Origin of the sequence: Enterococcus gallinarum (genome assembly GCF_021496385.1) — a bacterium.
Lineage (GTDB): Bacteria > Bacillota > Bacilli > Lactobacillales > Enterococcaceae > Enterococcus_D > Enterococcus_D gallinarum.
On record NZ_CP050816.1, the window covers coordinates 2,310,268 to 2,334,595 of the forward strand.

The window sequence follows — 24,328 nt, forward strand, 5'->3', positions numbered from 1 at the left end:
TTATTTTGCTTCATACCACGTTTTGCCCCAGTTACTATCTGTCAACAATGGCACATGCAGTGAGACAGCATTTTCCATGACTTCTTTGACAAGAGCATCTAAGCGTTCTAATTCATCTTCTGGTACTTCGAAGACAAGTTCATCGTGGACTTGTAAAAGCATCGTTGCTTGTAATTTTTCATCCTTTAGACGACGATCCAAATCAATCATGGCAATTTTCAAAATATCTGCGGCACTGCCTTGGATCGGTGTATTGATTGCTGTACGTTCTGCGAATGTCCGCAAATTAAAATTGCGGGAATTGATATCTGGTAAATAGCGACGACGATGATACAATGTTTCCACATAGCCTTTGTCTTTCGCTTCACGGACAACTTCTTCCATATAAGTTTTGACCCCTGGATATTTTTCAAAGTAGGTATCAATATATTGCTGCGCCGCTTTGCGAGTGATCCCAAGATTTTGGGAGAGACCATAATCAGAGATACCATAAACGATCCCAAAGTTGACCGCTTTTGCTTGACGTCGCATGTTTGGTGTAACTTCTTCTGGAGTGGAGATCCCAAAGACTCGCATAGCGGTACTTGAATGAATATCTTGTCCTTCTACAAAGGCCGCTTTTAAATGCTCATCATTCGAGATATGGGCTAAAACCCGCAGCTCGATCTGAGAATAATCCGAAGAATAAATGACCCAATCTTTGGCTCTTGGAACAAAGGCTTCTCGAATTTTCCGCCCTTCTTCTAATCGGATTGGGATATTCTGCAGATTTGGATCAACGGAACTCAAACGTCCAGTTTGTGTTAAAGTCTGCACGTAACGGGTATGGACTTTGCCATCTCCTTGAATCACTTTAAGCAGTCCTTCCACATAGGTGGATTGGATTTTGGCAATTTGACGATAGATCAAAATGTCTTCGACGATCGGTGCCTGTTCCTTCAACTGTTCCAAAACATCCACTGCCGTTGAATAGCCAGTCTTAGTTTTCTTGATCACTGGCAGCCCCATTTTTTCAAATAAAATCACGCCTAATTGTTTTGGCGAATTTAAATTGAACTCTTCGCCAGCTTCTTGATAAATCTTTTGTTCGATTTCATGCAAACGTTCTGCAAATTCGCCCTTCATCTGATGCAAACGAGAAGCGTCCACGCGAATCCCAGTGATTTCCATCTCTGCTAAAATTTTTGATAATGGCAATTCCATATCAGTAAAGAGTGCAGTCTGATTTTTCTCTGCTAGCTCTTTCGCCAAACGGACAGAAAGGTAGTTGATCGCCGCAACTTTTCGAGCTAAATGAGCGAAAAAGACTTCTTCATCTGCCGGTAGTCCTCGTTTCGCACCTTTGCCATAGATAGCTTCGTCCGATTGAATCGCATCAAATCCATAATGCTTAGCAACACCAGCAATATCATTATTTGAATCATTGGTATCTAGCAAGTAAGCAGCTAATAATGTATCAAAGACAATCCCTTGTGGTGCAGTCGCATAACGATTCAGCGCCACATACGTTCGTTTTGCATCATAGACTTTCTTCTGTGAAGAGGCATTTTTTAGCCAAGCAATAAAATACTCATTTTCAAAGAGATCATCTTGATTGGTCACATAAATTTTTTGCTGATTCCCCCAAGCGACACCAACGATATCTTCTAAATGATAGTTATCGCCCAGCATCTCGATATAAAGAGCCATATCCTCAGTAAACATTTCCGGAGTGACCTCTGTTACAACGTCAAAAAGAATATCTTCCATTTCTTCCGGTTCAGTCACCACATTTAATTTTTCCAAGAAAGAATTGAAGTTCATTTCTTGATAGAATGGAATCAATTTATCCAGATCTTTTCCTTCGTACTTCAATGAATCAATGGCCACATCCACTGGCGCATCCAAATCGATCGTTGCCAATTTTTTTGACAAAAAGGCTATCTCTTTATCATTGAGCAAGTTTTCTTTCATCTTGCTTGGTTTCATCTCATCGATATGCTCGTAGATTCCTTCAACTGAACCATATTCTTTCAAAAGTTTGATGGCCGTCTTTTCACCGATTTTTGTGACACCGGGAATGTTGTCAGAGGCATCTCCAGCTAATCCTTTCATATCAATGATCTGTAATGGCGCTAAACCATCATATTTTTCTGCAACGTGTTCTGGCGTATAACTTTCGATCTCGCTGACACCCTTTACTGTGATATCAACCTTCACATGGTCGGTAGCCAATTGGGTCAAATCGCGATCTCCAGATAATACCACAACATCAAATTGCTCTTTGTCAACTTTTTGTGCCAATGTGCCGATAATATCATCCGCTTCATAATTGTCCAGTTCATAATACTGAACACCTAAAGCGGTGATCAGTTCGCGAATATAGGGCATTTGTTCCTTGAATTCTCCAGGCGTTTTTGAACGGCCGCCTTTATATTCCTCATACATCGCAGTCCGAAAAGTTGTTTTGCCCGCGTCGAAAGCCACCAGGACATGAGTTGGCTGTTCTTTTGCCATTACATTTTCAAACATGGTGTGAAAAGCGTAAATCGCATTGGTATGCAAACCATTGTTGTTTTTAAAACGTTCCAATGAATTGTGCAGTGCAAAAAAAGCCCGAAATGCGACACTATTTCCGTCAACTAGCAATAATTTATTTTTTGTCATTTGAATAACTCCTCACCTCAAAAGTTCTCTCTTATTCTATCAAAGAAATCCATGAAAAGCGATGGATTGCCTTTGTTCGATTAAGCCAATTGCAAAAAAAAATGCGAGTTTCCTCGCATTTCCTCATTAGTTGTTTTTACCAAAGATTCGCAAAATCGCTAAGAACAAGTTGATAAAGTCAAGATACAACTGTAATGCCATGAAGACAGCCATTCCAGTATTTGCTTGGCCATTCGTTGCTTGGTATAGATTACGGATCTGTTGGTTGTCATAGGCAGTGATTCCCATAAAGACAAATACTGTCACGATCGACAAGAAAAAGTCAACTGGACCACTATGCAAAATAAACACATTCAGCAATGTCGAAATGATGATCCCGATCAACATGCCGTAGCCGATTCGTCCCACAACACTTAAATCACGTTTTGTCATGATACCAAATGCTGACATTACGCCGAAAGTGATCGCTGCGGAAACAAATGCACCTGCGATCGATCCGAAGTCATAATACATTAGTGTAACTGACAGCGTCACCCCATTTAAAAGGGAGTAAACCAGATATCCTGCTATGGTCAGCGAAGGATTCTTTTGCGCTTTTGCGCCTAAGACCAAGACCAAAATAATTTGAAGGATCCATAACCCTGTAAAGCCTAGTGGAAAATTACGGATAAAATTCATTGTTTGTTCTGCAAATACTTGTCCGAAAAAGTAGGCAGACACTGCGCTGATTCCTAGTCCTACAGCAAAAAATAGATAGACTTTGGAATAAAAACGATTGAGCCCTTGGGCATTAACTACTTCATTGTTCATTTTCTTCACCTTCCTCTACGATTTTTGGAGGTTGGACCATCACTACTGCATCCAACACACGATCTTCTTGCGTATTGACAGCTTCAACAGAGATCGTCACTACGTCTTTCATCTTATCGACTTTGATCACTTCGAAATCGAAGGTCAACGTCTCATAATGAAAAACAGGTTCAATAAAGTTCACCGAAAAATTCACCACATGAGAACCTGGTCCTGGCAAATGTTTAGAAATCGCACTTGTAATAATCCCCATCAACATTACCGAAGGCACGATTGGCCGTTGGTATTCTGTTTTTTGGGTATAGTCATGCTGAATATAAAGCGGATTGGCATCATTTGTCAAACCGAGATACAACAAAAGCTGACTGTCTTCGATCGATTCTGTTAAAGATAACGAATCGCCTTCCTCGATTTCATCAATTTTCTTACCTAGTTTTCGCGGTTTACCAATGTTCAAATTTATTTCCTCCAAAATAAATAATTTTACTCTGATTTCATTTTATCAGATGCAGATAAAAGTGCAAGTTCGTGGTGCGATGTCCCAAAAAAGCAAAAACGGGGCGCTGACTTTTGTCAAATCGATGCGAGCAATAGCAACGAAGGCTAAATAGTAGGTCTCACTGGTTGATTTTGTATCATAGTTCTGTTGACAGCCAGTGCAAATGAGATATCATTTGTTTCGTTGATCTGCTCGGGTGATTTGATTTGGTCATCGCTCCGTATTTTTTATAACACGTTTCGAGTCGTATTACTCAACAACTTTTCATAGGCTGATTCAAACTTTTGTACGTCCCCGGCACCCATGAAAATGATCACAGCATCTTGATGATCCAATAATGGTGACACATTCTCTTCTTTGATCACTTGTCCACCCTTTTGAATCTTGTTCCCAAGATCTTCAATTTTCACATCGCCGCGAGATTCCCGAGCCGAGCCAAAGATATCGCATAGATAAACGCTATCGGCTAGATCCAATGCCTCTGCGAATTCGTCCATCAATGCAATCGTTCGGGTAAAGGTATGGGGTTGGAAAACAGCGATAATTTCTTTTTCAGGGTATTTTTGGCGTGCGCCGTCAATTGTTGCTCTGATTTCTGCCGGATGATGAGCATAATCATCAACGATTGTCATATCAGCGACTTTCTTCTCACTGAAACGACGTTTAACACCAGGAAATGACAACATTTCTTCCGCAACTTCTGTCATATCCAGCCCTTCTTTATAGGCTACTGCAATGACCCCTAAAGCGTTGTTGATATTATGTTGGCCAAATGCCGGTAACACGAAATGACCGATGTTTTCATTATGGATATAGACATCGAACTCAGAACCTGTCGTTGTACGCTGAATGTTTTTTGCTTGTACATCATCATCATCATTCACACCATAATAATAGATCGGTACATCTGCTTCTAATTTTCTTAAATAGGCATCGTCACCAAACGCAAAGATTCCTTTTTTGACTTGCTTGGCCATCGATTGAAAAGCTGAGAAAACATCGTCGATCGATTGATAATAATCAGGGTGATCAAAATCGATATTCGTCATGATCGCATAATCTGGAGAATACGCTAAAAAATGACGACGATATTCACAGGCTTCAAATGAGAAGAACTCTGCGTTAGGGTCTCCATGACCTGTTCCATCGCCAATCAGAAAACTAGTTGGACGAACACCGCTCAACACATGGGACAATAGACCTGTCGTACTGGTTTTACCATGAGAACCAGTGACTGCAATACTTGTGTAAGGTTGGATGAATTTACCAATAAAATCATGGTAACGCGTAATTTCTAACCCTAATTCCTTCGCACGAAGGATTTCTTCGTGGGTATCCGGAAAGGCATTTCCTTGGATAATCACCATTTCTGGCTGAATATTCTCTTTATCGAAAGGCAGTAATGTGATTCCGGCTTTTTCCAGATCACGCTGTGTAAAGAAGTACTCTTCCACATCTGAACCTTGTACATGATAGCCCTTTTCATGCAGAACCAAAGCCAATGAACTCATGCCGGAACCTTTGATTCCAACAAAATGATATACTTTGTCTTGATTTTCCATTTTTTAAAATCCTCTTTTCTCAAGTTCACATTACAATAAACGCATGTTTATTAACATTTAGATTTGTTGCACGTCCTACATTATCATACAAAATGAAAAAAATAGCAACGAGTTTTGTTTTTGGGCTTGACTTTTTGCTCAAATCGCTATTTCTTTCAAGCGTCCGCGGCACTTTCCACAGCCAAAACGTTTAGTGTTCAGCCTTCTCGTTCGCTTGATCACAGCTCCACATTGTTGACACTGGTACTGATGCTTCGCATTTTTCATCATACTTGGGGCATAACGAAGTCCACCAGTAGCTGCCAAAAGAGCTTTGAATTCTGGATCTCGGTGTCGGTAGCCTTTGCCAGCTAAATGCAGATGATAGTGACACAACTCATGCTTGATGATTTGAATGAATGTATCTACACCAAATTCAGCTAATAAATGCGGATTGAAATCTAAATGATGATCGCTTAAGTGATAACGTCCACCGGTGGTCTTTAGCCGCCCATTGAAATACGCCTCATGTTGAAATGGTTTGCCAAACGATTCTAGAGAAACTTTTTCAACGAGCTGCTGCAATTCTTTGGTGGTCATTTTCCGTGTGTTGGATCAACCATTGTCAGGCTGATTCGGCCTTTCGTGGTATCGACTTGTTCAATCCAGACAGTAACGATATCTCCGACAGCGACAACGTCTTTCGGATGCTTGACAAAATTTCGGCTTAATTTTGATAAATGAACCAAACCATCTTGTTTGACACCAATATCAACAAACGCACCAAAGTCAATCACATTCCGGACAGTTCCCATCAATTCCATTCCTGGTTTAAGGTCTTCCATGCTCAGGACATCTTTACGCAATAATGGTGCCGGCATCTCATCTCGCATATCTCTTCCAGGTTGCATCAGTGATTTCAAGATATCTGTGATCGTTTCTTTTCCGATCGCTAGTTGTTTAGAAAGATCAGCAACATTTAACTGTGCAAGTCGTTCTTTGGCTTCTGCTGATTGGGCTCCTAGTTGAGTTAGTTTAACTCCAGCAACTTCTAAAATTTCTTTGGCTGCAGTATAACTTTCCGGATGGATTCCAGTGTTGTCTAAAATATTCTTCCCACCAGGGATCCGCAAAAATCCAATCGCTTGTTCATAAGCTTTAGGTCCTAAACGAGGCACCTTTTTTAATTGGCTTCTTTGCGTGAAGCTACCGTTTTCTTCTCTGTAAGCAACAATATTTTGTGCAGTCGTTTTATTCAATCCTGAGACATGCTGCAGCAGTTGAGGACTAGCAGTATTGACATCGACCCCTACTTGGTTGACGGCAGTTTCGACCACAAAATCAAGTTGGTCACTCAATCGTTTTTGTGAAACATCGTGCTGGTATTGACCAACCCCTACAGATTGAGGATCGATTTTGACCAGTTCAGCTAAAGGATCTTGGAGTCGACGCCCGATACTAATGGCGCTGCGTTCTTCCACTTGTAGATCCGGAAATTCTTGACGGGCGATTGGGCTGGCGGAATACACGGATGCACCCGCTTCATTCACAATCACATAAAATGCTTCATGATCGATTTGTTTCAATTGTTCGGCAACGAATTGTTCTGATTCACGACTTGCCGTCCCATTCCCAATAGCGATCATTTGGACACCGTATCGATTGATCAAACGTTGCAGTGCTGGACCAGCTGCTTGGCGTTTATTCATCGGTGCCGGTTTATGAGGGTAAATAACTTCGATGGCTAATACTTTCCCAGTTTCATCAATCACAGCTAATTTACAACCTGTTCGGTAAGCCGGGTCAAACCCTAAGACGATTTTTCCTTTTAAAGGTGGCTGCAGCAAAAGATTTCGCAAGTTTACACCGAAGATGGCAATTGCTTGTTCATCTGCTTTCTCTGTTAATTCATTGCGGATTTCCCGCTCAATCGATGGTGCAATGAATCGTTTATAAGCATCAAGATAAGCCTCACGAACAAATGGAGTTGCTGGTGAATTGGCGAGCTTAATGAGTTGCCGTTCAAAATAATCAGTGATTTTTGACTCATCGACAACTAAGGCAACCTTTAAAACATCTTCTTTTTCACCGCGATTCGTTGCCAAAATACGATGAGAAACCATTTTATTGATGGGGTGCTGAAAATCGTAATACATTTCATAAACACCTTTCTCATCCTTTTCAGCATCGCGAAGTGTACTCGTGTAACTTCCCTTATTTGCAAAATAACTTCTGATCCAAGAACGATAGATCGGCTCATCACCAATGGTTTCAGCAATGATCTCGTGGGCACCTTGTAACGCAGATTCAGGGTCAGGGATGGCTTCATTGGTAAATTCTGCCGCTTTTGCATAGACATCTCCTGTTGTTGGAAATGCCGCTATCCAGTCAGCTAACGGCTGCAAGCCATTTTCTTTTGCAATAGTTGCTTTCGTACGCCGTTTTTGTTTGTAAGGACGATAAAGATCTTCGACCTGCTGCATTTTTGTTGCTTGCTGAATCGATTGCGCCAATTCACTAGTCAATTTTCCTTGTTCGTCGATCAACCGAGCAACTTCTTGCTTGCGTTTTTCCAAATTCTCCAGATATTGATAGCGCTCTTCAATTTCACGAATTTGTACCTCATCTAAACCGCTAGTCATTTCTTTGCGGTAGCGAGCGATAAACGGAACGGTGTTTCCTTCATGGAGCAGTTCCAGTACTTTCGTGATTTGTCGTTGATTGTAAGATGTGGTTTCCTGCATTAGTAAGTGCAACACATCATGATTTAATTCTGCCATATTCGTTCACCTTTCAATTTAACTGCTCTAAGTTTAACATAAAAAGTTTAACATAAAAAAGACACCTCAGAAAAGAGACGTAAGTAACAGGCTAAAAATAGAACATACAGAACATGAGGTGCGAAATTAAAGCTCAAGGTATAAACCAGCAAAAAACACTTCCGCTGAATCATCAGCAGGAAGTGTCATCTACATTCAAAATCTTTCTTCAACGTCCTCGAAAGCCTTAGTTATTACCAAGCATGGATGTTTCCTTTTTACTATGCGGATCCATCTTAACTAATCTGTTTGGAAATAGTTTGTATACCCTATCTTTTTCCAAGGACCTTTAGACCCAATAGTCATAATGACACATAGATTCCTCTATGATTAGAAGAGTTTTTTAAAAGTCTGGATGCCAAGGGCCAGTTAAATTTTGGTATTCAATATCTTGTACAATGCCGTCTTCATCAAAAATCACGCCGTGAACAGAACCACCAAAAACTGCCCCTCCATCGATACCAATCTTATTATCATGAAACCATAAATCCGTTGTTTCCATGTCACCATGAAGCATGGGTGTGATGGTATGCCCAAAGACGATTGTTTTTCCCGTATGATTTTCTCCAGTATGAAATGGCTCTCGGATCCAGATAAAATCATGGTCAGAAGTATCCTGCCAATGCCTCTTGGTCAAATCAACACCAGCATGAACAAAAAGATATTTTTGCCATTCATAAGAAAGCGGCCTTGCCATCAAAAACGCCACTAAGTCACGGTAGCGACTCCGGATCATTAATGCAATCTCAGTTGGCGAGTACTCTTCTGTTGCTCCCGGATGTAAAAGACTTTCCATCGTCTCCTTGCCTCCATTGCGGACATAAGCGGAATACCAGTCTTCTGGTGCGTTCAAAAATTGCAGAAAATATTCTTCATGGTTCCCGCGCAAATAAATCGCTCCTGTCTCTTCCACCAATTGTTTACCCAACAAGAGACACTCTTTACTTCGTGGCCCTCGATCATTCAAGTCCCCAATCAGAACAAGCTGATGCAGTGATGGATCGTAATCCAATAAAAGTTTTTTAAAAAGATCATACATCCCGTGGATATCACTAATGACGTAAATGAGTTTTTTCATTTGGGTTCATCCCCTTCTTTAAATTATTATAAAAAAGCCAGCGAAACTTTACAACTGTTAGCCCTTTCCTTATAATAAAACCAACTAAAGGAGCGAGAAGATGAATTGGCTGCATCAACAATGGATCCATTTTAAAAAAGACATGCGAGAAGCTTTTGATACAGGAGCTATCGCTGCACATGGTAAGAAATAGTTTGAATTTTGAACGTTAATTGATTGAATAAAAAAAAGAGAATTCTCCAGTTAAGTACTGGGAATTCTCTTTTTTTTATTTTCCAGAAACAGCAAAGTAATTACCATCTGGATCTGCAAAATTAAAGACCATTCGTTCTTCCATCTGGATCAGGTCGCCAACTTCTACATTTGTATCTAGTAATTTCTTGTAAAGCGTTGTGATATCTTCTGAAAAAAACATGATCGATGGTGAGTTCAATGCTACTTCAGGAGAATGGGCTTCAATAAAGCCTTTATCATAAAGCACAAAACGAGCATCTGATTCTCTGCTTGGTGCTATTTCAACGACAGAAGTCCCATCTGCCGTTTGCTCATCAATGATTTCAAATCCCAATGATTGCCAAAACGCAACGGATTTGGGCACGTCCTCTACATATAACATGATCTGCATTTGATTCGCAAACATATCTCTCACTCCTCTGTTGTTGATGATTCTGATGTTTCTGAGGCTTCATTTGACGTATTGAAATTCAATTGCAGACCTGGTTTGTCGGTAATGATTTCTGTTACTTCATAGGTTAAGCGTTTGATAATATCAAACAGCGGCTCCACTAAGCGGTCTGTCTCCGCTTTGCTTAAGTCTTCACCTGAACGGACTTGCCGGTTCAAGATGTGGTTGACCTGCCCTACCCGACCGGACAGCACATATTCAGGAAAAACGAGTTGAAATTCCAAGCGGGCGCCAATAATACTATTTTGTTTCATATACTCTTCATCTTGTACCTTCAACGGGGCAAAGCCAACATTCAATTTGGTTTCCATTTCTTTGTCTTTAGGCTTCATATCGAAATGATAAGCTTCGACGATTGGTTGTTGTCGTTTGATTTCCACAGTCTTCACACTCCTTGATTAAAAGTATAGCATACCGATGACATCCAGCCTACCTTCATTAAAAAAATCCAGACAAAAAGAAGCAAGATCTCCTCCATGCTAGAAAACTTGTTCCGTCGTTACAATTGGATCGTTAGGATACAATCTTGACTTGATAAATTGTTTTTCTATCTGATGGGTTCTTGCTTCTATTTCGTTAAGTAAAATTTTTTATTTAAGCGTTTTGAGATAATCTAGTGCGTCTTGCACATTTGAGACTGGTACAATCTTCATGTCAGTCCCTAGTTTCTTCGCAGCTGCTAAAGCTTCTTGATAATTTGTTTTGATCGAAGGATCAACTTCTTTTTCTTCCTTCGTGATTTCATCCTCTGGTGCAAAAAAGATTTCTACACCACTTTCACTTGCGCTTGCTACTTTTTTATCGATACCACCAATGCGGCCAACGGTTCCGTCACTGGAAATCGTTCCAGTACCGGCAATATTATGCCCTTTACGCAGGTTTTGCTGCGTCAATTGTTCGTAGATTTCTAATGTGAACATCAAGCCTGCTGATGGCCCACCGATATTTCCTGCATCAATAACAATATCTTGATCTGAACTAATTTCCGTATGGTCAACTAACGAAATGCCGATGCCGGCTTTTTTATTCGATGGCAATTCAATCAGCGATCCGGTTGCTTCTTTTTCTACATCATCTTGGAGATACGTCACTTGGATCTTATCACCGACTTTTTGACTTTGAACATAATCAATAAAATCTTGACTGTTGTCAAATCGTTTTCCATTGACAGCTACTACTGTATCACCAACAGAAATTTTTCCTTTGAAGCTAGAGTTGGATTCTACACCCATAACATAAACACCTTTATAGTTCATTGTGTAGGGAATATCTGCTAGCTTCAGTGCTTGCTCAATGGCACTATTTTGAGAGGATTCCATGTAGTAACGTTGGATCCGATTGTACTCTTCATCCGTTGCACCGCCAAAAAGTTCTTCTTCAGAAACCAAGTCTTGAAATTGATTAAATTTACTGCCAATTGCCGTAAAAACGGTTGCCTGCCGAATACCGACACTGGTCAATGAAAACGAGCCATCGTTTTGATCTTTTTGGTCATTGACTGTAATTAGTTCTTTCAAATTGATCGTTGCCCCAGGCTGTTCAATATAATAAGGGATTGGTAAAAAGGCACAGGCGGCAACTACTAATGCTGCAACAAGTAATAAGGTATATTTAACGGTTGATTTAAGATTCATGAGCATCACGCTTCTTTACGATTGCTTGGTAAATATTTGGTGGTAAATAGGCTTCCACATCGCCACCGAAATGCAAGATTTCTTTTAGCAAACTTGAACTAATATAACTGTATTTGGCATTTGCCAATAAAAAGACTGTTTCGAGCGTCGGATCTAAGTGGTGATTCATTTCCATGATATCTCGTTCGTACTCATAATCCTTGACACTCCGAATTCCTCGCAGTAAAAATTGGGCACCCATTTTTTTGGCAGCCGTAACGGTCAATTCCGTCTCTTGCGCAACAACGCGAACATTCGGGACATGCGCTAGTGCCTCAGTGATCAATTCCACTTTTTCGCCACCGGTAAAGAAGTTGACTTTACTAGTATTCACAAAGACACCAATGATCAATTCATCAAAAAGGGAAGCTCCCCGTTCGATCAGATCTACGTGACCAGCAGTCAATGGGTCGAAACTGCCCGGAAATAATGCTATTCTCTTCATCTTATCCCTCATTTCTATAAATCGTGACTGCCGTAATCCCATAAACCTGCCGTCTACTTTGGACCAATGTGCCAATCCTCTCTGGCAAATCCACTTCTTTTGCTGTTTCGCAAACAATGACCGCATGAGTTGCCATAAGATCTGCTTGTACCATTTGTTCCAGCTGCAAAACCAGCTCTTGCTTCGCATAAGGAGGATCCAAAAAAATATAGTCGAACTGCTGTTGAGTGCTCACAAATTCTTTTAGGGCTTGTTTGGCATCCATTTTTAAAACAGTAAACTTTTCGGGCTCCTTTGTGATGCCAATATTTTCTCGAATAATCTTAATCGCTGGATAACTGCGATCGACACAGATGGCATGTGCGGCGCCGCGAGAAACAGCTTCAATAGCTAATCCGCCACTGCCCGCAAATAAATCCAATACTAAGCCGCCATCTAAATAAGGACCAATCATATTAAAAATCGATTCTTTCACTTTATCGGTGGTTGGTCGGGTATTATCCCCGCTTAAGCTCTTCAATTTTCTTCCTCGATAATCTCCTGCAACAACACGCATATGCGTTCCTCCAAAGGTTCCATAATTTCTTAAAAAGTATTCCAGTGACCGTCATCTTTTTGAGCAACAAAAATGGGTGCGATTGGCACCCAAACTTTTGTTATACATTTTCTGCCAGTCGAATCGTCGTATTTTTTTCTTCCACATCAAATCCATCATCACTCACTTGATATGCTGCGTCAGTGCCGATTTTTTCCGCAAAATTCATCTCAACATCTGGTCGATATGAAGGTTCCACTTGCCGTACGAAATGAAATTGTTCGATTTTATTTTTTTTCATTTCATAGTCTTCTTCATTCAAGTACATGACCACATATTTCATTTTGCGTGACACATAATGGACAAATCCGAATCTGCGTAAATTTTTTAATTGGCGTAAACTATAGACCCATACGATCAATCCCCGTCGTTTTTGGATCTCAAACGTTTCTTTCGTCTCCTCTTGCATGACAACTTCCTCCACATGTTGATTTCGATTGAAAAAAAGGACTTCCAGCGTCCACTTTGACTTCCTCTGAGAAACAATCAGCAATCGACACTGTGATCTCATCAAGCAAGACTTGCAGCTGGTTTTCACTGTGTCGAAATTCTCCGACTTGAGAATTCAAATCAAGTGCCCTTTTGGCTTTGCGTAATGCCCGCTGCTGTTCTTTATACCCGGGAGCAAACGTGCCATAAGCAGCTATTTTTTCAAAATCGGTCTTTTTATGTACAAATGAATCAATTAATCCCAATACTTCTTGGTCTTGGTACATCGCCTTCTTGTTGTAACAATAAGAGCGAAACAACTGACTGTTCTTGATACTGGAAATTAATTGCTCAATTTGGTCTTCAATTGCATATAAATGGTCATTATAAATCATCTGATGTGCTATCCTCTGTGTGTTCATTCTCATCTTCTTGGATTAAGACTACCATATTTGCTTTAGAAAAAGCAATTCCTATCTTCTCAGGGGTTTGATTCGATAAAACATTGTAAACCGAAGGATCACTATACCATGATAAAATCGTAAATGTCGGATCGTAGACAGGTGCTTCAAAGATGGAAGAAACGGTTGAAATTTCCTTTTCCTTTAAAATATCCTGCCATTCTTCTTGGGTCAGAGTGAAGGTGCTGGTTCGTTCTGCTGTCAATGCTTTTTGATAGGCATGAATCCGTTGAGATGTTAAGTGATCCGAAAGATTCTCCGTGATTTCTTGAAGGAGATCTTTGGCTTCACTATGAGTATCTAAAGCCATCCCAAAACTTTCCAGCTCTTTTTGATCACGCATTTTTTGGATGATCACAAAAGCTAACGTTTCTTTTTCAAGAGCAGCTGTTTCTTGGTTCACTGTTTGAGACTCTTGAAACAGCGGCAGCTCCCCTTCTGTTAATTGATAAGGAGACAGCTTCAATAATGTCGTTTGATCCAGATAAGTGACTGCTGCTAATTCCGATGTCTTTTGATCAAAAAACAAAACCGCGAAAGTGCCATTGTCAAACGCCACTAAGGGACGATAGTTCATATCTTGTTCCATAAGTTCAAAACTCACTGAACGATCATTTTGACTCAATGTAAAATTCGGATAGATCATCGTAAGCTCTGTAAGATCTGTCATTGTCATCCCAATCGAAAATGGGGCTAAGGATGCGCCGCCCTGGCCAATCACTTTGATTGCCTGAACACTTTCGCCGTCGGTGTTGATTTCGAGATATTGTTGATCATCTAGGTGATTATATACGCGAACTTCAAAGTCATATCCTGTGCGATACGTGCGTATCGGCGAGCCAAAATCTTCTTCAAAATCAGAAAGAGGTTCACCGATCGCTTTTGCTAAGCCATCTGCTTTGATTGGTTCATAATTCAAATTGGTAGGCGCTTTTACAGGATTATCAAAAAGAGGTCTTGAAGGAGAAACCCGCTGAAAAAATACTGGCTGCAGATAGACGACGACCAGCGCCAAAATAAACAAGCAGCAAAATAAAATTCCTCTACGTTTCATCTTCAAGACCTACTTCCTACTTCTCTTTGATTTCGATCAGCAAATCACCTGATGTGATAGCTTCTCCTTCTGCAACATAGACGTGTTCTACCACACCTGAGAAACGAGCTTCGATCGCTGTTTCCATCTTCATCGCTTCAGTTACTAGAACGGTTTGTCCTTTCGCTACCCGATCCCCTTTTTTGACTAATACTTGTAGAACAGAACCTGACATCGTTGCACCAATTTGTTCTTTATTTGTTGGCTCAGCTTTGCGTTTTGTTTGAACGGAGCTGATGATCGAATAATCTTTGACTAAGATCTCCCGACGTTGTCCATTCAAGTTAAAGAACAACGTGCGGTTGCCTTCAATATCTGGTTCGCCGATTTCATCCAAGCGGATGATCAAGATTTTCCCTTTTTCAAGTTCAACATTGATCGTTTCACCTAATCGCATCCCATTAAAGAATGTTGGTGTATCTAGGACCTTGACGTCGGCAAACTGTTCATATGCTTTTCGGTAGTCTAAAAAGACTTGCGGATACATCAAATAGCTCAATACTTCTTCTGTTTTAGGCTGGTAGCCGATCTTTTCTGCTAATTCGGCTTTGACTTTTTCAAAATCTACTGGTTCAGCAAACGCACCAGGACGTTCTGTGAATGCTGGCCGACCTTTCAGAATGATCCGTTGTAATTCTTTTGGAAAACCGCCGACTGGTTGACCTAGTTCACCTTGGAAGAAAGTAACGACTGATTCTGGAAAACTTAAGGTTTCACCTTTATCATAAATGTCTTGTTCAGATAACCCGTTTTGTACCATGAAAAGAGCCATATCGCCAACCACTTTTGATGATGGCGTGACTTTGACGATATCACCGAACATCATATTGACTTCATGATAAACTTCTTTGATTTCGTCCCATTTTTCCCCAAGTCCCACTGCTTTTGCTTGTTGTTGCAGGTTCGAATATTGACCACCAGGCATCTCGTGTTTATACACTTCTGTCTGAGGAGCATTCAACCCATTCTCGAAAGGATGGTAATACATACGCACATCTTCCCAGTAATGATTCAACTGCTGGATATTATCGACATTAATTTCTGGACAACGTTCGCCGTTGACTAACGCATAGTAAAGGCTACTCATACTTGGCTGGCTAGTTGCTCCACTGACTGCAGACATAGCAACATCGACAATATCGACACCCGCTTTGGTTGCGGCAGAGTAAGTGATGATGCCATTGCCACTTGTGTCGTGGGTGTGCAGATGAATTGGTACATCTATACTCGCTTTCAGTTCACTGATCAAGCGATACGCCGCTTGTGGTTTCAGCAATCCTGCCATATCCTTGATCGCAATGATATGTGCACCAAGATTTTGCAACTCCTTGGCCATATCCTTATAATAATCGATCGAGTATTTTTGACGAATCGGATCATTAATATCTCCGGTATAACAGATCGCTGCTTCTGCAATTTTGCCTGCGTCCCTTACTGCTTGGATGCTTTTTTCCATTTGCGGAACCCAGTTCAAGCTATCAAAAATTCGGAAGACATCGATTCCTTGCGCAGCAGATTCTTTGATAAATTCTTCTAACACATTATCTGGATAATTTGAATATCCCACCGCATTTGATCCTCGAAACAGCATTTGTAACAATGTGTTCGGCATTTTCTTACGAAACATACGCAGCCGTTCCCATGGATCTTCTGTCAAGAAACGGTAAGCAACATCAAACGTTGCTCCGCCCCACATTTCACTGGAGAATAATTGAGGAATCCCCTCTTCTGTCAACGCAGCGATCTTCTTGAAGTCCTGGGTGCGAACTCGTGTAGCCAGCAAGCTTTGATGCGCATCACGGAAAGTCGTATCCGTTAGTAAAACATTTTTTTGCTGATTGATCCAACGAATGACACCATCAGCACCTTGAGTATCTAAAATGGTTTTAGCCGATACGAAATCAGGCAATGTCTCGATCTGTTGCGGGATTCTTGGATCATTATAAAATGGTTTTTTCTGTTTCTCGATTCCCGGAAAGCCATTGATCGTAATCTCACCGATATATTTCATTGTTTTATTTCCGCGGTCGCGAATGCGAGGAAACTCAAACAATTCAGGAGTATTATCAATAAATGTCGTTTTCGCTTCGCCAGAACGAAATTGCGGATGAGAAACAACATTACGCATAAAGAGAATATTGGTTTTGACTCCACGAACCCGAAATTCTTTCAAGCAGCGCATCATTTTTTGAATCGCTTGATCAAATGTCGCTGCATGGGTACAAACTTTTACCAGCAATGAATCAAAATAGGGAGTTACAACGGCGCCAGCATAGGCATTACCAACATCTAGCCGAACGCCAAAACCACCAGGTGAACGATAAGTATCGATTTTTCCAGTATCAGGCATAAAGTTATTGGCAGGATCTTCTGTCGTTACACGACACTGGATCGCAACCCCTTCAAAGTGGATATCCTTTTGTTGCGGGATACCGATTTCTTTGTGCAAGTCTTTCCCTTGAGCAATCAAAATTTGTGTCGTTACAATGTCCAAGTTAGTGATCATTTCAGTAATGGTATGCTCTACTTGAACCCGAGGATTCACTTCGATAAAGTAAAAGTTGTCTCCTTCTACCAAAAACTCTACGGTTCCCGCATTGATATACCCGACATGTTTCATCAACTGTACCGCAGCTTGACAAATTTTTTCTCGTTGGGCAGCATTCATTGATACACATGGAGCGACTTCCACCACTTTTTGGTGTCGACGTTGGACAGAACAATCTCTTTCAAATAGATGGACAACATTGCCATGACTGTCCCCCAATATTTGCACTTCGATATGTTTTGGATTACTGATGTATTTCTCTACATAGACTTCATCACTACCAAATGCCGCTTTCGCTTCGCTTTTCGCTCGTTCGTAACCTTCACGGGCTTCTTTCTCATCGTGAGCGACCCGCATGCCGCGGCCACCACCGCCTAAGGCTGCTTTGATCATGATTGGATAACCATGGGTTTCAGCAAACAGCAAAACGTCATCAATAGTGTTGACGGGTCCGTCGGAACCTGGAATGGATTGGATACCAGCCTCGATTGCAGCTGTTTTGGCTTTGATTTTATCGCCAAAGATATCCAGATGGTGTGTCGAAGGTCCAATAAAAATCAAGCCTTCTTCTTCACAGCGTTGCGCAAACGCTAAATTCTCGGATAAAAATCCGTAACCGGGATGAATCGCTTCGGCACCGGCCTTTTTCGCGGTGCGAATAATATCTTCTATGTCCAGATAGGCTTCAATGGGGCGCTTGCCTTTTCCGACAAGATACGCTTCATCCGCTTTAAAACGATGGACTGAATATTCATCTTCTGCAGCGTAGATCCCCACTGTTTTGATGCCCAACTCTGCACACGCACGGAAAACTCGAATCGCGATTTCTCCACGATTAGCGACTAATACTTTTTTCATCATACCACTCCATTCCATTGATCAATAATTCAAACTATATTGTTTCCTCTTTTCTTCTGCACTAATGTTCAAAATAAAGCCGATACAAATCGACAACATTAACAAACTTGATCCTCCTTGACTCAAAAAAGGAAAAGTGATCCCCGTTAACGGAATCAAGCCGGTGATCCCACCTAAATTGATAAAGATCTGTGACATAAATAATGTCCCGATCCCAATACACATCATGGAATTGAAGGAATCTCTTGATCGAATGCCAATCAAAAACATTCTTCCTACCATATAAAAGAGAATCCCCAACAAAACGATTGAGGGAATCAAGCCAAGTTCTTCCATCACGATTGAAAAAATATAATCGGTATGGGCTTCATTCAAGAAGCCTCGTTTTTGAATACTATTTCCTAATCCGCGACCAAATAATCCGCCATTGAACATGGCATAATATCCATTGACCATTTGATGTCCTGTATCAAATTCATCGGCAAAAGGATTGGTGAAAGCGGCAAATCGATTGTAGATATATTCAGGCAGAAATTTCCCACCTGTCAAATTGACAAAAGTAATCGCCAAAAAACTAAAGAGAACTGTGGCCCCACCTAATATCAGGGTATACACATAGTTTAATCCGCTAGCCAGCAAAACCACAAAAGCCAGCATGAAAATAATAACAGCGTTCCCGAAATCGGGATAGAAGGCCAAAATCACCGTATAAGCCAATACGATCGCCATTGGTCTTCTCACAGAACCCCAGAAGTCTTGCTGGATGCCCTCTTGGCGATAAGAGAATGTGACCGACAAGAACCAAATGATAATAAACTTTAAGTACTCCGCTGGCTGAACAGAGAATCCTGCAATCGAGAGCCAGCCCCATGCACCATTCCTTTTTTGGAAGAAAAAGGCGGCGATCAAAAGAAAGAAAATAACGATCATGGCAATTTGGACAAACTTCTTATTGCGAAAGACATCAGTTTTCATCTTGTACATGATCGTGATCATAATCAAACTTACCACCCAAAAAACGGCTTGATTGATCACATAAGCTGCTGAAGTAGTCGGTGGCTTTGCTGTCATTGCGACATATGAGGTCGAACTGTAAACCATCATCAAACCAGTTACGCATAAAATAAGGTAAGGTATTAAAATGCTATAGTCTAAAAGGTGTCTTTTTTTAACTTTTTCTGGCAAGATTATGCCTCCTTGCCGATTTCAGTAGATTTTTGTTCTTCATATACTTCGCTATACAATTGATTTAGGTCTTTTTCCAGATCTGCCATCAATTGTTGGCCAGCAGCATTGTCTACAATACCCAAGCGTGTTGCGAAAGCGACTTGTCGTGATAAGCCATACATTTGTGTGTCAACGACTTCCTCGAATGCTTTACACTGAGCAATACACAAACTATTTTCTTGATTGCGAATCAATCGTTTGATTCGTTCGGCATCCTCTAAAAGCAGATTCAATGCCATTTCTGAATCAATCTGCGCCATTCTGGTCCCCCCATTTCTTAGTTTCATTATTATAGCATATTCTATACCGATTTGGCACAGTAGGATGCCATAAATTCAACCGTAAATAACGAACATAAATTTTTTTTTGCTAACAAAAAAAGCGAATTATCGACTGATATAAAAAAAAGAAGTATTTTCATTCGTTTTTTTCTGTTTCATTGGGTTCCGCTTTGCTTTGTAAATCGTGAAACACGAACCAATTGTGAAACATTCTTTGCGATTCTCTTAATAAGGAAAAAGACAAAAGATTGATCCAGCAGCCTTTATTGAAAAAAAAGAAGTGGAATTGTCCACATGTTCTTTTTTCCTTTCAAAAAAAGAACAGGAAGCGCACCGCTTCATGTTCTTTTGATTACTACTGTTTCTGCTTTTCACCGATAAAGCCATCACCGTTGATGTCCTCATCTGATAACCGTTCGACTTCTTTGATGAATCCCTGACTAAGTTCTTCGTAAGATTCTCCAACAACTGCGTCATCTGGAATTTGATCTAGGTTAGCAAAAAATTCAATATGATTATGCAAGTTGGTAAAGATCATCGGGGCATCGCCGCCGTATTCACCATCTAAATTGATCATCAAACGATCTTTTGCATCTGGCGCATCGACTTCTAAACGAGACGTTTTTGTATAGATCAAGCGTCGGTCATTGATATGTTTGCCACCGTTCATCATCAATGCAATCAGATGAACGATCTCAAAAATATTTGCCGTTTTCACTATGATCAGCGAAAATTTCCCATCGTCAAGTTTCGCATCCGGGGCGATTTGTTCAAAACCTCCCACTGAATTCGTCAATCCTAGGAAGAACATCGAAGCGCCGCCAATATATTCTCCATCGTCATATTTAAAGTGCATCTTGATTGGTTTGACTCGCGGCAACAATTCTGCGCCTTTTGCAAGATATGCCAAATAACCGAACACACTCTTCAACTCTGAAGGAACATCATAGGTCAACTCAGTCAGGTGTCCACCTGCAGCGATATTGATAAAATAATCCCGATCAGTTTTTCCAATATCCATTTTGATCGTTTGTTCCTTGAGAATGACTTCTGCAGCAGCCTTCACATCGTTTCTAGGAATCTTCAATGCACGAGCATAATCATTGGTTGTTCCGCCTGGGATGATCGCCATTTTGGGGCGCTTTTTTAGCGGAGCGATACCATTAACTACCTCATTAATGGTTCCGTCGCCTCCGGCTGCAACAACCAGATCAAATCCGGCTCTCCCTGCCCTACTCGCTTCATCGCGAGCAGAGAATGGGAGAGCAGTCGTCGCAAAAGCACTGGCTTCATAACCGGCTTTCTCTAAGACTTCTAATATATCGGCAAGATGTTTACGAATCAGTTCTTTTCCTGATGTTGGATTATAAATGACTCTGGCTCTTTTCATATTCCGCCTCTTATCGTTTTGCTAATTCTTCTTGAAGTAATTTGTTCACAACGCCAGGGTTCGCTTGTCCTTTAGTTGCTTTCATGATTTGACCAACTAAGAACCCAACTGCTCGGTCTTTTCCGTTCTTGAAGTCATCAACAGATTGTTGATTCTTATCTAAGACTTCATTGATCATTGGCAGAAGTTGTGCTGGATCGGATAGTTGGATCAATCCTTTCGCTTTGACAACTTCTTTGGCATCGCCGCCATTGGTGATCAATTCTTTAAAGACTTTTTTCGCAATCTTAGAACTGATCGTTCCATCAGCAATCAGTTGGATCATTCCTGCAAGATTATCCGGCGTTAATTTGGTTTCTTCTAATTCCAATTTTTCACTGTTCAAGTAGGCCGAAACTTCACCCATCAACCAGTTTGATGCTTGTTTTGGTTCTGCCCCAGCATCGATGGTTGCTTCAAAGAAGTCGGACATTTCTTTGGTCAGTGTCAAGACCATTGCGTCGTATTCTGGCAATCCAAGTTCGTTGATGTACCGTTGGCGGCGTTTTTGTGGAAGTTCTGGCAATGTTTGCCGTACTCGTTCGATCCATTCGTCATCGATAACAAATTTAGGAATATCTGGTTCTGGGAAATAACGGTAATCAGATGATCCTTCTTTGACCCGCATCAAGATTGTCTTATTAGTGGTTTCATCAAAACGACGTGTTTCTTGTTGGATCTCACCGCCAGAAAGCAATACTTTTGCTTGGCGTTTTTCTTCGAAAGCCAAGCCTTTTTTGACAAAGGACATAGAGTTTAGGTTTTTCAATTCGGTTTTGGTACCAAAAGCTTCTTGACCATAAGGACGTAAAGAGATATTGGCATCACAACGCATGGATCCTTCTTCCATCTTCACATCAGATACTTCTGTAAATTGGATGATAGAGCGCAAAGCTTCCAAATAAGCATAGGCTTCTTCTGGCGAGCGCATATCTGCTTCAGAAACGATCTCGATCAACGGCGTGCCCTGACGATTTAAATCCACATAGGAATAGCCGCCGATGCCATGCATATTTTTCCCAGCATCTTCTTCAAGATGAACCCGCTCAATACGGATTTTTTTCTTTTTGCCTGCTACTTCGATCTCGATCCAACCATCATGACCGATTGGTTGGTCAAATTGAGAAATTTGATAGGCTTTCGGATTATCCGGATAGAAATAGTTTTTGCGGTCGAAATGAGTATCTTTGGAAATTTCACAGTTTAACGCTAGTGCTGCTTTCATCCCAAATTCTAACGCGGCTTTATTCATCACCGGTAATACCCCTGGATAACCCCAGTCAATCACATTCGTATTGCTATTTGGCTCGGCACCAAAATGTGCTGGCGCCGGTGAAAAGATTTTTGAGTTGGTTTTTAATTCTACGTGGACTTCAAGCCCAATGACTGTTTCGAAGTTCATGCGTTATTCCCTCCTAAAATCACTGGTTTTTTCGTATGAAAATCAGTTGCTTGTTCAAACGCATAAGCCGCTTGATACATCGTTGCTTCATCAAAATGTTTACCAATGATTTGCAAACCGACTGGTAATCCTTCAGAAAATCCTGCTGGTACAGACATACCTGGCAATCCAGCCAAATTGACTGGAATCGTTAAGATATCATTCATGTACATTGTGATTGGATCATTGATATTTTCACCTAGTCCAAAAGCAACGGTTGGAGATGCAGGACCAATAATCAAATCGTAATCTGCAAATACTTTGTCAAAATCTTGTTTGATCAATGTACGGACTTGTCCAGCCTTTTTGAAGTAAGCATCATAATATCCAGCACTTAATGAGAATGTCCCTAACATGATCCGGCGTTTTACTTCTTCTCCGAATCCTTCACTACGAGAATTGACATACACATCGTCTAGATTTTTTACGTTTTCTGAACGGTAGCCATAACGGATTCCGTCAAAACGTTGCAAGTTAGAGCTTGCTTCAGAAGAGGCAATAATATAATAAACGGAAACGCCATATTTAGAATGAGGCAAGCTGACTTCTTCGACTGTTGCTCCTAATGCTCGGAATGTTTCTGCCGCTTTCAACACAGCTTCACGGACACCAGGTTGAATCCCCTCACCCATATATTCTTTTGGCAGCGCAACTTTCATACCTTTGATATCGCCAGTTAACCCTGCAGCAAAATCTGGTACTGCTACTCCAGCAGAAGTGCTGTCTTTGGCGTCAAATCCACTAATGGCAGACAATGCCAGTGCATTATCTTTTACTGAACGAGTCATTGGTCCGATTTGATCCAATGAAGAAGCAAACGCAATCAGACCAAAACGTGAAACACGACCATATGTTGGTTTCATTCCTACGATTCCATTGAAAGAAGCAGGCTGCCGGATCGAACCACCTGTGTCACTCCCTAATGAGACTGGTACTTGCCCAGCAGCTACTGCAGCTGCAGAACCACCAGAAGAACCGCCAGGAACTTTGGTATGATCCCACGCATTCTTTGTTTTTTTGAAGTAGGAAGTTTCCGTACTTGCTCCCATGGCAAATTCATCCATGTTCAATTTACCGACTGGTATCATGTCTGCTTGGTAGACTTTTTCCATCACAGTTGCATCATATATTGGTTCAAAGTTAGCCAAGATCTTAGATGCAGCTGTAGTCAGTAGGTCTTTGGTCACGATATTGTCTTTGATCCCAATCGGAATCCCTGCCAAAACATTGCTTTCAGAAATACCCTTCTCATCAATTGCTTTGGCTAATGCCATCGCGTTTGACTCGTTCAATGTAATAAAAGAATCCACTTTTGGTTCAGTCGCTTTGATTTGCTCGAATGTCTCTGCTGTCAAATCGACAGCTGAAATTTCTTTGGAAACAAGCATGCCATGGAGCTCTTCCAAACTTTTACTTACTAATTCTGTCATTACGCACCGGCCTCCCCATTATCAATAATTGCTGGTACTTTAATGAAACCATCTTCTGATTCCGGCACATTACGCATCAATTCTTGTCGGTTCCAGCCTTCTGCTGCGATATCTTCACGCATCACATTGATTGTTTCAGCAACGTTTGATGTAAATGGCACACCTTCTGTGTCTACTTCCTCTAAGGTTTCTACCATATCAATAATTTTTCCTAGCTGAGAGGTAAACTCATGTAATTCATCATCTGAGAATGATAATTTTGCTAGCTTGGCAACGTGTTTGACTTGTTCTTCGCTTATCGCCATAAAATCCTCCTCTTTCTCGCATCCATAAAAATACG

22 protein-coding genes are annotated in these 24,328 nt (G+C 41.0%); all 22 read right to left on the minus strand.

Annotated elements, in window-relative coordinates; all coding sequences use genetic code 11:
• Entirely contained in the window at positions 1–2,646 is a 2,646-nt protein-coding gene (gene polA, locus HED61_RS11485) for a DNA polymerase I (protein ID WP_219645044.1), read from the minus strand.
• Between the two features lie 126 nt (positions 2,647–2,772).
• Positions 2,773–3,465, minus strand: coding sequence for a Bax inhibitor-1/YccA family protein (locus HED61_RS11490; protein ID WP_219645043.1), 693 nt, complete (start codon positions 3,463–3,465; stop codon positions 2,773–2,775).
• On the minus strand, positions 3,446–3,913 hold the full coding sequence (locus HED61_RS11495) for a MaoC family dehydratase (protein WP_003126486.1): 468 nt from the start codon (positions 3,911–3,913) through the stop codon (positions 3,446–3,448). The genes HED61_RS11490 and HED61_RS11495 overlap by 20 nt, the downstream gene beginning before the upstream one ends.
• A 269-nt stretch (positions 3,914–4,182) precedes the next feature.
• Positions 4,183–5,517: a UDP-N-acetylmuramate--L-alanine ligase gene (gene murC / locus HED61_RS11500; protein ID WP_003126484.1), complete on the minus strand. Its 1,335-nt coding sequence runs from the start codon at positions 5,515–5,517 to the stop codon at positions 4,183–4,185.
• A 138-nt stretch (positions 5,518–5,655) separates the two neighbouring features.
• On the minus strand, positions 5,656–6,096 hold the full coding sequence (locus tag HED61_RS11505) for a SprT family protein (protein WP_176333557.1): 441 nt from the start codon (positions 6,094–6,096) through the stop codon (positions 5,656–5,658).
• Positions 6,093–8,276 (minus strand): Tex family protein, encoded by a 2,184-nt coding sequence (locus HED61_RS11510; RefSeq protein WP_219645042.1) that lies wholly within the window; start codon positions 8,274–8,276, stop codon positions 6,093–6,095. Before HED61_RS11510 ends, HED61_RS11505 begins: the two co-directional genes overlap by 4 nt.
• Positions 8,277–8,658: 382 nt before the next feature.
• Positions 8,659–9,393 (minus strand): metallophosphoesterase family protein, encoded by a 735-nt coding sequence (locus HED61_RS11515; RefSeq protein ID WP_138371996.1) that lies wholly within the window; start codon positions 9,391–9,393, stop codon positions 8,659–8,661.
• 268 nt (positions 9,394–9,661) lie between these two features.
• Positions 9,662–10,033 carry a VOC family protein gene (locus HED61_RS11520; protein ID WP_103299805.1) on the minus strand — a complete coding sequence of 124 codons (372 nt, stop codon included), beginning with the start codon at positions 10,031–10,033 and terminating at the stop codon, positions 9,662–9,664.
• Positions 10,034–10,038: 5 nt separating this feature from the next.
• Positions 10,039–10,458, minus strand: a complete 420-nt coding sequence (locus HED61_RS11525) for a DUF1149 family protein (protein ID WP_005471385.1) — start codon at positions 10,456–10,458, stop codon at positions 10,039–10,041.
• Positions 10,459–10,668: 210 nt separating this feature from the next.
• Positions 10,669–11,712: a SepM family pheromone-processing serine protease gene (locus HED61_RS11530; RefSeq protein ID WP_021149767.1), complete on the minus strand. Its 1,044-nt coding sequence runs from the start codon at positions 11,710–11,712 to the stop codon at positions 10,669–10,671.
• Positions 11,702–12,196, minus strand: coding sequence for a pantetheine-phosphate adenylyltransferase (coaD, locus tag HED61_RS11535; RefSeq protein WP_003126473.1), 495 nt, complete (start codon positions 12,194–12,196; stop codon positions 11,702–11,704). The genes HED61_RS11530 and coaD overlap by 11 nt, the downstream gene beginning before the upstream one ends.
• 1 nt (position 12,197) lies before the next feature.
• On the minus strand, positions 12,198–12,752 hold the full coding sequence (gene rsmD, locus HED61_RS11540) for a 16S rRNA (guanine(966)-N(2))-methyltransferase RsmD (protein ID WP_219645041.1): 555 nt from the start codon (positions 12,750–12,752) through the stop codon (positions 12,198–12,200).
• A 100-nt stretch (positions 12,753–12,852) separates the two neighbouring features.
• A complete protein-coding gene (locus HED61_RS11545; protein ID WP_003126468.1) occupies positions 12,853–13,200 on the minus strand; it encodes a YlbG family protein in 348 nt (115 codons plus the stop codon).
• On the minus strand, positions 13,172–13,615 hold the full coding sequence (locus tag HED61_RS11550) for a YlbF family regulator (RefSeq protein ID WP_219645040.1): 444 nt from the start codon (positions 13,613–13,615) through the stop codon (positions 13,172–13,174). The genes HED61_RS11545 and HED61_RS11550 overlap by 29 nt, the downstream gene beginning before the upstream one ends.
• Positions 13,605–14,735, minus strand: coding sequence for a CAP-associated domain-containing protein (locus HED61_RS11555; protein WP_003126457.1), 1,131 nt, complete (start codon positions 14,733–14,735; stop codon positions 13,605–13,607). The genes HED61_RS11550 and HED61_RS11555 overlap by 11 nt, the downstream gene beginning before the upstream one ends.
• Before the next feature lie 16 nt (positions 14,736–14,751).
• Positions 14,752–18,180, minus strand: a complete 3,429-nt coding sequence (locus HED61_RS11560; RefSeq protein WP_219645039.1) for a pyruvate carboxylase — start codon at positions 18,178–18,180, stop codon at positions 14,752–14,754.
• Between the two features lie 21 nt (positions 18,181–18,201).
• Positions 18,202–19,365, minus strand: a complete 1,164-nt coding sequence (locus HED61_RS11565; protein WP_003126454.1) for an FtsW/RodA/SpoVE family cell cycle protein — start codon at positions 19,363–19,365, stop codon at positions 18,202–18,204.
• Between the two features lie 2 nt (positions 19,366–19,367).
• A complete protein-coding gene (locus tag HED61_RS11570; RefSeq protein WP_003126453.1) occupies positions 19,368–19,667 on the minus strand; it encodes a YlaN family protein in 300 nt (99 codons plus the stop codon).
• A 376-nt stretch (positions 19,668–20,043) separates the two neighbouring features.
• The gene (locus HED61_RS11575) at positions 20,044–21,078 is read right to left on the minus strand and encodes a diacylglycerol kinase (RefSeq protein ID WP_003126452.1); all 1,035 of its coding nucleotides are present in this window, start codon (positions 21,076–21,078) and stop codon (positions 20,044–20,046) included.
• 10 nt (positions 21,079–21,088) lie between these two features.
• Positions 21,089–22,519: an Asp-tRNA(Asn)/Glu-tRNA(Gln) amidotransferase subunit GatB gene (gene gatB, locus HED61_RS11580; RefSeq protein WP_003126451.1), complete on the minus strand. Its 1,431-nt coding sequence runs from the start codon at positions 22,517–22,519 to the stop codon at positions 21,089–21,091.
• Positions 22,516–23,988 carry an Asp-tRNA(Asn)/Glu-tRNA(Gln) amidotransferase subunit GatA gene (gene gatA / locus HED61_RS11585; protein WP_003126450.1) on the minus strand — a complete coding sequence of 491 codons (1,473 nt, stop codon included), beginning with the start codon at positions 23,986–23,988 and terminating at the stop codon, positions 22,516–22,518. Before gatA ends, gatB begins: the two co-directional genes overlap by 4 nt.
• Complete coding sequence (gene gatC / locus HED61_RS11590; RefSeq protein WP_003126448.1) at positions 23,988–24,293, minus strand: Asp-tRNA(Asn)/Glu-tRNA(Gln) amidotransferase subunit GatC; 306 nt, start codon at positions 24,291–24,293, stop codon at positions 23,988–23,990. Before gatC ends, gatA begins: the two co-directional genes overlap by 1 nt.
• Positions 24,294–24,328: the final 35 nt, after the last annotated feature.